The 10,332-nt window shown below is 62.8% G+C and carries 9 protein-coding genes; 2 read left to right on the forward strand and 7 right to left on the reverse strand.

What is annotated here, in order from left to right; all coding sequences use genetic code 11:
- Positions 1-72: 72 nt before the first annotated feature.
- From D8U70_RS12780 to D8U70_RS12790, 3 genes are all read right to left on the reverse strand, one after another.
- Entirely contained in the window at positions 73-1,668 is a 1,596-nt protein-coding gene (locus D8U70_RS12780; RefSeq protein WP_130929022.1) for a GMC family oxidoreductase, read from the reverse strand.
- Positions 1,669-1,799: 131 nt separating this feature from the next.
- Entirely contained in the window at positions 1,800-2,345 is a 546-nt protein-coding gene (locus D8U70_RS12785; protein WP_130929023.1) for a twin-arginine translocation pathway signal protein, read from the reverse strand.
- Between the two features lie 29 nt (positions 2,346-2,374).
- Positions 2,375-3,805, reverse strand: a complete 1,431-nt coding sequence (locus D8U70_RS12790; RefSeq protein ID WP_016772707.1) for a coniferyl aldehyde dehydrogenase — start codon at positions 3,803-3,805, stop codon at positions 2,375-2,377.
- A gap of 147 nt (positions 3,806-3,952) precedes the next feature.
- On the opposite strand from D8U70_RS12790, the gene D8U70_RS12795 reads away from it, so the two are divergent.
- A complete protein-coding gene (locus D8U70_RS12795; RefSeq protein ID WP_016772708.1) occupies positions 3,953-4,624 on the forward strand; it encodes a TetR/AcrR family transcriptional regulator in 672 nt (223 codons plus the stop codon).
- 31 nt (positions 4,625-4,655) lie between these two features.
- On the forward strand, positions 4,656-5,510 hold the full coding sequence (locus tag D8U70_RS12800; RefSeq protein WP_130929024.1) for a sulfurtransferase: 855 nt from the start codon (positions 4,656-4,658) through the stop codon (positions 5,508-5,510).
- A 253-nt stretch (positions 5,511-5,763) separates the two neighbouring features.
- Here D8U70_RS12800 and D8U70_RS12810 read toward each other — a convergent pair whose 3' ends face one another.
- The 4 genes from D8U70_RS12810 to D8U70_RS12825 all read right to left on the reverse strand — a co-directional run bounded on the left by D8U70_RS12810 (position 5,764) and on the right by D8U70_RS12825 (position 10,277).
- Positions 5,764-6,759, reverse strand: coding sequence for a hydrolase (locus tag D8U70_RS12810; protein ID WP_130929026.1), 996 nt, complete (start codon positions 6,757-6,759; stop codon positions 5,764-5,766).
- Positions 6,760-6,824: 65 nt separating this feature from the next.
- Complete coding sequence (gene rsmD / locus D8U70_RS12815) at positions 6,825-7,439, reverse strand: 16S rRNA (guanine(966)-N(2))-methyltransferase RsmD (RefSeq protein WP_130929027.1); 615 nt, start codon at positions 7,437-7,439, stop codon at positions 6,825-6,827.
- Positions 7,439-8,929, reverse strand: coding sequence for a pitrilysin family protein (locus tag D8U70_RS12820; protein ID WP_130929028.1), 1,491 nt, complete (start codon positions 8,927-8,929; stop codon positions 7,439-7,441). The genes rsmD and D8U70_RS12820 overlap by 1 nt, the downstream gene beginning before the upstream one ends.
- Positions 8,922-10,277 carry a pitrilysin family protein gene (locus D8U70_RS12825; RefSeq protein WP_071172213.1) on the reverse strand — a complete coding sequence of 452 codons (1,356 nt, stop codon included), beginning with the start codon at positions 10,275-10,277 and terminating at the stop codon, positions 8,922-8,924. Before D8U70_RS12825 ends, D8U70_RS12820 begins: the two co-directional genes overlap by 8 nt.
- Positions 10,278-10,332: the final 55 nt, after the last annotated feature.

The raw sequence follows: 10,332 nt of genomic DNA on the forward strand, positions 1-10,332 counted from the left end.
GCAGCCTTCCCGGTCGGCCAAGTCGCCTGTTGGGTAAGAAAGCACTATAGACGATAGGAATATTCTGCTTTTTCATGGATTTTTCAGTCGGTCAGCCAAGGCTGTCGCCAGTTGCGCGGTCAGGCCATACACCGACAGCTGCGGGTTGGCGCCGATGCTGGTGGGGAACAGCGAGCCGTCGTGAATCGACAGATTGCGCAGTTGATGATGGCGACCGAGGCTGTCGGCGACCGCGCTTTGCGGATCTTCACCCATCGCACAACCACCCATCACATGGGCGCTGCCGAGTCGCGTGCGGTACAGCTCCAGGCTCAATCCATCGATCATTGAGCGCGCCTCGGCCAGTGTCTTCACATAGCGGCCGTCGGCGTGCATCGGCATCACCGATTGCGCGCCGCCGGCGAACTGGATTTCGGCCATGACGTGAAAGGCCCGGCGCAAACCGTCCCATGCGTATTGCGAAACCTGATAGTCGAGGACCGGCGAGCCATCACCGCGCAGCTCCACCGAGCCACCGCTGCTGTCCGGGTGAAAGCCATCGCGCAGCAGCGCCAGCATCGCGTGGGTGTGCGGCAGGTCGGCCATGTGCTGGGCGTTCTCCCGGCCGAAACCACCCAGCAGCGTGGCAGCCAGCGCCGGGTGCAGCGGCGGCACTTCGAGTTTGAAAGCCATCGGCCCGGTGGTGCCGTCCTTCCACTGAAAATGGTCGGAATAAATCGACTGCGGCGCGCCGTAGAACGGATTGACCACCTCGGCGAAACGCGCGGCGGACATGTTCACCGGGTGCAGAAAGGTGCGCTTGCCCACGCGCTCATGCGGATCCGGCGCGTCGGAGCGCAGCAACAGCGCCGGGCTGTTGATGCCGCCGCCGGCCAGCACATAATGCCGCGCCTTGACGCTGATGCTGCGCCCGGTCGGCTCGACACAGCGCTCGTCCATCGCCACGCAATGCAGGCCGGTAACCTTGTCGCCGCTGATCAGCAGCTTCTCCACCCGCGCCAGATACAGCAGCTCGCCGCCCTTTTCCAGCGTCGCCGGGATGGTCGTGACCATCATCGATTGCTTGGCGTTGCTCGGGCAGCCCATGCCGCAATAGCCGAGATTCCAGCAACCGCGAACGTTGCGCGGGATGACGTGCCAGCTGTAGCCGAGTTGCTCGCAGCCTTTGCGAATCACATCGTTATTGGCATTGGGCGGCACCATCCACGGCGCGACGCCGAGGCGCTGCTCCATTTTTTCGAACCACGGCGCCATCTCTGCCGGACTATGGCCTTTGACGTTGTGCTCGCTGGCCCAGTGTTCGAGGGTCGGCTCGGGTGTGCGGAAGCTCGAGGTCCAGTTGATCAGCGTCGTGCCGCCGACCGCGCGGCCCTGCAGGATCGTGATCGCGCCGTCCTTGCTCATGCGCCCGATGCCTTCCTGGTAGAGGCTGCTGTAAGCCTCGTCTTCGAGCAGTTTGAAATCCGAACTGGTCTTCAGCGGGCCTTCTTCGATCAGCAGGACTTTGTAGCCGGCCGCGCTGAGGATCTCCGCCGTGGTGCCGCCGCCGGCGCCACTGCCGATGATCGCCACGTCGGCTTCGAGGGTGAGGTCGTCGCTCAGTTGCGCGCCGTTGTAGGTTTTCCAGCCTCGGGCGAGGCCTTCGCGGAAGGGATCGGGTACGGGCATCGGTCAGGTTCTCTTTATTATTCTGGATGCTGAGGTGATGCAGTTGGCCCCTTCGCGAGCAGGCTCGCTCCCACAGGGACATGCATTTCAAATGTGGGAGCGAGCCTGCTCGCGAAGAGCGCCCCCCGGTTTCAGACCTTCGGCGGCCCGGGATAACCGCAATGCGCCCAGGATTCGGCGCGGGTGTACCAGGCCATCATCACCATCTGCTGCAATGAGCTATGGCCCATGCGCAGCAAGCTCAATGAACTGTTCTCCCAGCGTTCGAGGAAATGCCGCATCGCTTCAGCGCTGGCGTTTTCCCAACTGCCCCAGATGCCGGTAAGCGGGCCACGCGTTACGGCCATGCCCAGCACGTCGAACAGTTGCCGAGTGAGCTTGAGCATTTCCGGCGACACGTGATCGAGGCTGTAGTCCAGCGACTTCAGCGTGCCGTCGACCGCTGCGGGCATTTCCCCGGCGACGACGGCGCCGTCGAGCATCACCGGGATCAGCGCGCGCAGGAACAGCAGATCGCCATCGCGCAAAACCACAAAGCCGTTGGCGCTGACGCTCGACGAGCAGCCAGTGAGGCTGGCGCCAAGGCCGGCGGTGGCGAGAAACGCGCTGGCGCCGAGGCTGAATTTCAGCAGGCCACGGCGCGACAGGGCGGGTGTTTCGGTCAGGCTTGGGTGCATTGTTGTTATTACCCGGCGTCGACGAACGTTTAGCGAATGAACAGTTTCTGAATCAGTTTCTGAATCGATCTGCCGTAAGGCGGGTAGATCAGCCGGGCCGCGTTGAAGCGCTGTTTGATCAGCACACCCTTGGCCTTGCTGAACGTCAGGAAACCTTCGTGGCCGTGGTAATGGCCCATGCCCGAGGGACCGATGCCACCGAAGGGCATGTCGTCCTGAGCGACATGCAACAAGGTGTCGTTCAGGCACACACCGCCGGAATGGGTCTCGTGCAGTACGCGATGCTGCTCGCGTTTGTCGTAGCCAAAGTAGTAAAGAGCCAGAGGACGAGGCCGCTGATTGATGTAAGCGAATGCCTGCTCCAGATCGCGATAAGGCACGATTGGCAGCAACGGGCCGAAGATTTCGTCCTGCATCACGGTCATCTCATCGCTGACATTGAGCAGCACGCTGTGCGGCATGCGTCGGCCCTGGCCTTGTTCGAACAGCGGGATCAGCAGCGCGCCCTTGCTAGTCGCGTCGCTGACGTATCCGTTCAGCCGGGCCAGTTGGCGTTCGTTGATGATCGCGGTGTAGTCGACGTTGTCGGCCAGGGTCGGGTAGAAGCCTTGCACAGCCTGACGATAGGCCTCGACGAAAGCGCCGACGCGGTCTTCCGGCACCAGCACATAGTCAGGCGCGACGCAGGTCTGCCCGGCGTTGAGGGTCTTGCCGAAGGCGATGCGTTCGGCGGCGTCCTTGAGCGGTACGTCTCTGGAGACGATGGCCGGCGACTTGCCGCCCAGTTCCAGCGTCACTGGCGTGAGGTTTTCCGCCGCAGCGCGCATAACGTGTTTGCCGACGCTGGTGGAGCCGGTGAACAGCAAATGATCGAACGGTAGACGCGAGAACGCCACGCCGACATCCGCTTCGCCCAGCACCACGCAAACCAGGTCTTCGGGAAAGATCCGCGCCAGCAGTTCTTTGAGCAGCAGTCCGGTGGCCGGGGTGGACTCGCTGAGCTTGAGCATCACCCGATTGCCGGCAGCCAGGGCGCCGACCATCGGCCCCACGGCCAGATACAGCGGGTAGTTCCACGGCACGATCACGCCGACCACGCCCAGCGGCTGATAAACCACCTTCGCCGAAGCAGGCTGGAACGCCATGCCTACCTTGCGCCGCGAGGGCTTCATCCAGTTTTTCAGGTGACGACTGGCGTAGTGAATGCCGTGCAGGCTCGGCATCAGCTCGGCGAGCAGGGTTTCGTCGGCGCTGCGGTGACTGAAATCGGCGCTGATCGCGTCGATCAATGCCTGCCGCTCAGCGCTGAGCAGATCGCGCAAAGCCTTGAGCCATTGTTGCCGCTGTGCGGCCGGCGGCATCGGGTTGGCGGCATACGCAGCCCGTTGTGCCTGGAACTGCCGATCAAGGGTTTCAAGAGGCTGTTGCAGCGTTTGCAGGTAGGCAATGTCGGCAGTCATCGCGGGCTCCGGATTTTATTGTAGTGGGCACTTTTTAGAGTCTAAGCTCTAGAAAGTCAAACGACTTCCGCGCACGTCAGTGTTTTATCCATTTCCGGTTAGGTCGTAAGATGCGCCGTCAACGCACTCTGAATTAAAGCTCAAGCCATGGCCCCACGAATAAAAACCAGCGAGCGCATCGTTCAGAACAGCCTGGAGCTGTTCAATCAGCAGGGCGAGCGCAGCGTCAGCACCAACCACATCGCCGCGCACATGGAGATTTCTCCGGGCAACCTGTACTACCACTTCCCCAACAAGCAGGCGATCATCGCCGTGTTGTTCAGTGAGTACGAAGCCCTGGTGGACAGCTTTCTGCGTCCGCCTCAGGGCCGCCCGGCGACCGTCGAGGACAAGCGTTTCTATCTCAAGGAACTGCTTTCGGCTATGTGGCGCTACCGCTTTCTGCATCGCGACCTCGAGCATCTGCTCGACAGCGATGCGGAACTGGCCGCGCGTTATCGGCGTTTCTCCCAGCGCTGCGTGATCCAGGGGGCCGCAATCTACGAAGGTTTTGTCGCCGCCGGCATTCTGAAAATGGATCGCGTGCAGATCGAGTCGCTGACCCTCAACGCGTGGATCATCCTGACCTCGTGGGTGCGTTTTCTGTGCACCACCCGGGAAAACTCCAACCACCTCAGCGAACAGGCCGTGAAGCGTGGCGTGTATCAGGTGCTGGTGCTGGAAGCAGGGTTTGTTACCGATCAGGCGCGGGATGAAGTCAACGCACTGTTCGACGAGTTCTACGTGCCGCTGGCGCAGGCCCTTGAAGACGTGAAATAAACCGTTCAGCCGAATTCCACAGGAGCCCGTTATGTCGATTGCGCAGTTGATCAGCCCACAAGCACTGGACGCTCGCAAAGAGCAGCCGGGGCTGGTGATTCTCGATTGTCGTTTTGCCCTCGAAGATCCGGATTACGGTCAGCGCAGCTACGCCGAAGGGCACATTGCCGGAGCGAGTTTCGCCGATCTGGAACGGGATCTGAGCGGTAAAGTCGAGAAGGGCGTGACCGGGCGTCATCCGTTGCCCGAGCCGGCGGCGCTGATCGAACGCCTGCAAGCCTGGGGCATCAGCAACGACAGCGATGTGGTTTTGTACGACGACGGCCCGGGTGCATACGCGGCGCGGGCGTGGTGGTTGCTGGCATGGCTGGGCAAGCGCGACGGCGTGTTCATTCTCGATGGCGGGCTCAAGGCCTGGCACGCGGCCGGCCTGCCGCTGAGCCTGGATCCGCCGAGCATGACCCCGGGCCACTTCAGCGGTCAGCCGGACATGAGCCTGCTGCTCAGCGCCGAGCAACTGCAACAACGCCTCGGCCAGCCAACGCTGACCCTGCTCGACGCCCGCGCCTTGCCGCGCTTCAAGGGCGAAGTGGAACCGATCGATCCGGTCGCCGGACACATTCCCGGCGCGCAGTGCGCGGCGTTCACCGACAACCTCGGCAGTGATGGACGGTTTTTGCCGGCCGAGCAGCTCAAGCAGCGCTTTGCCGCGAAACTGGGTGATCGCTCACCGTCGGAACTGGTCGCCTACTGCGGCTCCGGGGTGACGGCGTGCCATAACCTGTTCGCACTGTGCCTGGCTGGCTATCCGCTGGGTGCGCTGTATGCCGGATCGTGGAGCGAGTGGATCAACGAACCGTCGCGCGGCATTGCCACCGGCGAATAAACACAGCGATCTCCTGTAGGAGTGAGCCTGCTCGCGATGGCGGTGTGTCAGTCTGGCAATTCAATGCCTGACATGACGCCTTCGCGAGCAAGCTCGCTCCCACAAAGTCTTGTGTCACATCGCAAAATCTGATCAAAGCGCAGATCCCTTGTGGGAGCGAGCCTGCTCGCGAAGGCGCCGGCACATCCAGCATCGTGTCGACTGAGACAGCGCCATCGCGAGCAGGCTCACTCCTGCAAGGGATATGCGGCGCTCATTGACCGAGTGCGGCCAGCCATTGCGGGATACGCCGCTCGAGGTAATACCCGGGCCTGCGCACCGAGCCGTCGACGAAACCGACATGACCGCCACGCGCCTGCAATTCGAACCGGGTGCAGGCTGACAACTCGTCGGCTTGCGGCAGGCTGTGGGGAAATACGAACGGATCGTCCGCCGCCTGAATGATCAGCGTCGGCGTGCGGATCTCGCCCAGGTAATAGCGGCTCGAGGCGCGGCGGTAATAATCCTCGGCATCGGTGAAACCATGCAGCGGCGCGGTAACCCGGCCGTCGAAATCCCAAAACGTACGCATGTTTTCCAGCGAGCCGAGCGCGGCCAGTTTCGCCAGGCCGTCTTCGCGCCCGTCATGCTGGAACTGACGCTGCTTGTTCCTGATGTAGGCGACCATCTCTCGCATGAAGTGCGCCTGATACACCCGCGAAAACCCTTGGCCGATACGATCGGCACATTGATCGAGACGGAACGGTACCGACACCGCCACCGCGCCGAGCACACCGCTGTTGCTGCCGGTTTCACCCAGATGCTTGAGCAGCACGTTGCCGCCCAGTGAATAGCCGACCGCGTACAACGGCGCCAACGGTCGTTTGGCGCGCAGGTGCTGGATGGCTTCGGCAAGGTCTTCGCTGGCGCCGGAGTGGTAGCTGCGCGGCAACAGATTCGGCTCGCCGGAACAACCGCGCCAGTTCAGCGCGACGCTGGCCCAGCCCTGCTCGGCCAAGGCCTTTTGAATGCCCGCCACATAGGGCGAATTGGATGAGCCGGTCAAACCGTGCAGCACCAGTACCAACGGCGCCTCGGCACTGTGCGGGCCGTGCCAGTCGAGGTCGAGGAAGTCGCCGTCCTCGAGCCACAGGCGTTCGCGTTCGCGCTCGATGTGCACGGTCTTGCGCCACAGCGGCCCCCACAGGGTTTGCAGATGCGGATTGCCGAGGCCGAAGGCGGGGATGAAGCGTTCTGGCGAAGGGGGCACGATGATTCTCGATGGGCTTGTGGCGAGGAAGCTCGCCCCCTCGCCGCAGGTTGCTTGCGACCTTGTCAGCCGGCGATGTCCGCCGTGCGCTGCCACAGCGCGTAAAAAACCCGACCGGATTTCTGTTCACGATGCAGGCGCCAGTTGCCCGGCAGGCCCAGCGTCGATGGCGCTGTTTCGCTTTCAGTGTAGATCCACGAATCGGCCGCCAGCCATTGGCGCTCTTCCAGCAAGGTACAAACCGCTGGCAACAGGTTCTGGTTGAACGGCGGGTCGAGGAACACCAGGTCGAACGGCGTCGCGGTCTGGGTTTCCAGGTAGCGCAGCGCATCGGCGGTTTGCACCTGGCCGTTGCTGCAACGCAGGGTGCCGAGGTGTTGTTTCAGGCTGGAAACCGCAACGTTGCTGGCGTCCAGCGCCTGGGCCGTGGCCGCGCCACGGGACAGGGCTTCGAGAAACAGCGCGCCGCTGCCGGCAAACGGGTCGAGCACTTTCGCCCCTTCGACATACGGCGCGAGCCAGTTGAACAGGGTTTCGCGCACGCGATCCGGGGTCGGGCGCAGGCCCGGTGCGTCGGGGAAGCTCAGCTTGCGGCTGCGCCACTGGCCGCCAATGATGCGCAGCTGATTGACGCCGTTGTGCACGTTTTGCACAGGTTTTTTCGGTGCTCGAGTGGCCATTAATGCTCCGGAACCCCGAGCGGTTGCTCGGCAGGTTTATCAGATGGGGCCGGTAACGGCTTTTGCGGCACGGTCGGGCCAGCGGTGACGATGACCATTTTCTCCGTGCTCAGGTGTTTGTTCAGCGCAGCGCGGACCTGCTCCACAGTCAGACTCTGCGACTGACGCATGAAGTCGTCGAGATAGCTCAGCGGCAGATTATAGAAGCCCATCGCGCCGAGCTGGCCAACGATGTCGGCGTTGCTCGCGGTGGACAGCGGGAAACTGCCGGCCAGTTCGCGCTTGGCATCGTCGAGTTCTTTCTGTGTCGGCCCGGTTTTCAGGTAGTCGGCGAGTACGTCCTGCACCAGTTTCAGGGTGCCTTCGCTCATCTCGGCGCGGGTCTGCAGGTTGATCATGAACGGCCCACGGGCCTGCATCGGACTGAACGCCGAATACACGCCGTAGGTCAGGCCGCGCTTCTCGCGCACTTCGCTCATCAGGCGCGTACCGAAACCACCGCCGCCGAGGATCTGGTTGCCCAGCGACAGCGCGGCGTAATCCGGATCGTCGCGATCGATGCCCAGTTGCGCGAGCATCAGGTTGGTCTGTTTCGACGGAAACTCGATGTGGTTGACGCTGGCTTGCGGTTCCTGCGGTGCGGCGATTTTCGCCAGTGCCGGGCCTTTCGGCAGGGCAGAGGAGACCTGATTGGCGATCGCCTCGGCTTCGGCTCGCGACAGGTCGCCGACCAGTGCAATCACAGCGTTGCCGGCGGCGTAGGCCTTGGCATGGAACTCGCGCAATTGCGCGACGGTGATCTTCGGCACGCTCTGCGCATTGCCATCGCTGGAATGCGCGTACGGGTGCTCGCCGTACAGACGCTTCATCAGCTCCAGGCTGGCCAGTTTGCCGGGGTTCTGTTTCTGGTATTCGAAACCGGCGAGCAGCTGGTTCTTGATGCGCGCGAAGGAGTCGGCGGGGAAGGTCGGTTTGCCGACCACATCGGCGAACAGCTTCAACGCCGGTTCACGCTGCTCAGGTGCGCTCAGGCTGCGCAGCGAAGCCAGCGCCATGTCCTTGAACGCACCGTTGCCGAAGTCGGCGCCGAGGCCTTCAAACCCTTGAGCGATAGCGCCGACGTCTTTGCCGGCAATGCCTTCGTTGAGCATGGCGTTGGTCAGCACCGCGAGGCCGGGCGCGTTGCCGTCCTGGCTGCTGCCAGCGGCGAAGATCAGGCGCATGTCGAACATCGGCAACTCATGCGCTTCGACGAACAGCACTTTCGCGCCTTCAGCGGTGTTCCAGGTCTGTACGTCGAGCTTGCGGCTGGCCGGGGCCTTGCCGTCGAGTTCGGCCAGCGATTGCAGTTTCTGGCTGGACTTGGCGTTATCCAGTGCTTCGCTGGCCTTGCTGTCAGCGCTTGGCGACAAATAAACCGCTGCCGAGCCGATCACCGCGACAGCAATCAGGCCAAGCAGCATCAGGCGTGGGGTTTTGCGCTCACTCATGAGTCGTCTCCAAAGGCAGGACGTGGGCGACGCTGAGACGTTCGCGGGTGAAATACTTTTTCGCGGCGTTCTGGATGTCTTGCGGGGTCACGCTTTCCAGATCGGCCAGTTCGGTGTCCATCAGCTTCCACGACAGGCCGACCGTTTCCAGTTGACCGATCGCGGTGGCCTGGCTGGTGATCGAGTCACGCTCGTAGACCAGGCCGGCGATGACTTGAGCGCGGACGCGTTCCAGCTCTTCGGCAGACGGCGCGGTGGTTTTCAGTTGCTCAAGCAGTTTCCACAAGCCGGCTTCGGCCTGGGCGATGGTCTTTTTCTTCTGCGTATTTGGCGTGGCCGACAGGGTGAACAGGCTGTCGCCACGGGTGTAGGCGTCATAGTCCGACGAGCCGCCGGAGACCAGCTCTTCGCCGCGTTCCAGTTGCGCCGGGATGCGTCCGCTGTAGCCGCCGTCGAGCAGCGCCGAGATCAGGCGCAAGGCGTTGACCGAGCGTTTGTCTTCAGCGGTTGCAATGCTCGGCACGTTGAAGCCAAGCATCAGGCTCGGCAGTTGGGTCTGCACGCGCAGGGTGATCTGGCGTTCGCCGGGCTCGGCCAGTTCCAGCGGTTTTTTCGCCGGTGGCACGTCGCGTTTGGCGACCGGGCCGAAATAACGCTGGGCGAGGGTTTTCACTTCGTCCGGAGTGACGTCACCGACCACCACCAGCGTGGCGTTGTTCGGCGCGTACCAGGATTGGTACCAGTGGCGCAGTTCCTCGACTTTCATGCGGTCGAGGTCAGCCATCCAGCCGATGGTCGGCGTGTGGTAACCGCTGGCCGGGTAGGCCATGGCCTTGTAGCGCTCGTAAGCCTTGGACATCGGCTTGTCATCGGTGCGCAGGCGGCGCTCTTCCTTGATGACTTCGATTTCCTTGGCGAACTCGTCGGCCGGCAGGCGCAGGTTGGCCATGCGGTCGGCTTCAAGCTCGAAGGCCACGCCGAGGCGATCGCGGGCCAGCACCTGATAGTAAGCGGTGAAGTCGTCGCTGGTGAACGCGTTCTCTTCGGCGCCGAGGTCGCGCAGGATCAGCGAGGCTTCGCCGGGGCCGACTTTTTCGCTGCCCTTGAACATCATGTGCTCGAGCGCGTGGGACAGACCGGTCTGCCCCGGAGTCTCGTAGCTGGAGCCGACCTTGTACCAGATCTGCGAAACGACCACCGGCGCACGATGGTCTTCGCGCACGACGACCTTGAGGCCGTTGTCGAGGGTGAATTCATGGGTCGGTTGCGGGTCGGCCGCCAGGGCCGAAAGGGGCAGGCAGACTGCGCTGAGCAGCAGGCCAGCAGCGCGGCGGGCAAGAGCATTCATTCGTTTTTCAACCTGTTGGGCTGCCCGCTTGGTCTTAGCGTCGGCGGGCGAGAGG

It is taken from the genome of Pseudomonas sp. Sample_20 (assembly GCF_004307585.1).
Taxonomy (GTDB): domain Bacteria; phylum Pseudomonadota; class Gammaproteobacteria; order Pseudomonadales; family Pseudomonadaceae; genus Aquipseudomonas; species Aquipseudomonas atacamensis.

What these genes read in the sequence shown, in the direction of transcription:
- D8U70_RS12780 (WP_130929022.1), bottom strand. Translation starts at nt 1,668, where the DNA reads ATGCCCGTACCCGATCCCTTCCGCGAAGGCCTCGCCCGAGGCTGGAAA.
- D8U70_RS12785 (WP_130929023.1), bottom strand. Translation starts at nt 2,345, where the DNA reads ATGCACCCAAGCCTGACCGAAACACCCGCCCTGTCGCGCCGTGGCCTG.
- D8U70_RS12790 (WP_016772707.1), bottom strand. Translation starts at nt 3,805, where the DNA reads ATGACTGCCGACATTGCCTACCTGCAAACGCTGCAACAGCCTCTTGAA.
- D8U70_RS12795 (WP_016772708.1), top strand. Translation starts at nt 3,953, where the DNA reads ATGGCCCCACGAATAAAAACCAGCGAGCGCATCGTTCAGAACAGCCTG.
- D8U70_RS12800 (WP_130929024.1), top strand. Translation starts at nt 4,656, where the DNA reads ATGTCGATTGCGCAGTTGATCAGCCCACAAGCACTGGACGCTCGCAAA.
- rsmD (WP_130929027.1), bottom strand. Translation starts at nt 7,439, where the DNA reads ATGGCCACTCGAGCACCGAAAAAACCTGTGCAAAACGTGCACAACGGC.
- D8U70_RS12820 (WP_130929028.1), bottom strand. Translation starts at nt 8,929, where the DNA reads ATGAGTGAGCGCAAAACCCCACGCCTGATGCTGCTTGGCCTGATTGCT.
- D8U70_RS12825 (WP_071172213.1), bottom strand. Translation starts at nt 10,277, where the DNA reads ATGAATGCTCTTGCCCGCCGCGCTGCTGGCCTGCTGCTCAGCGCAGTC.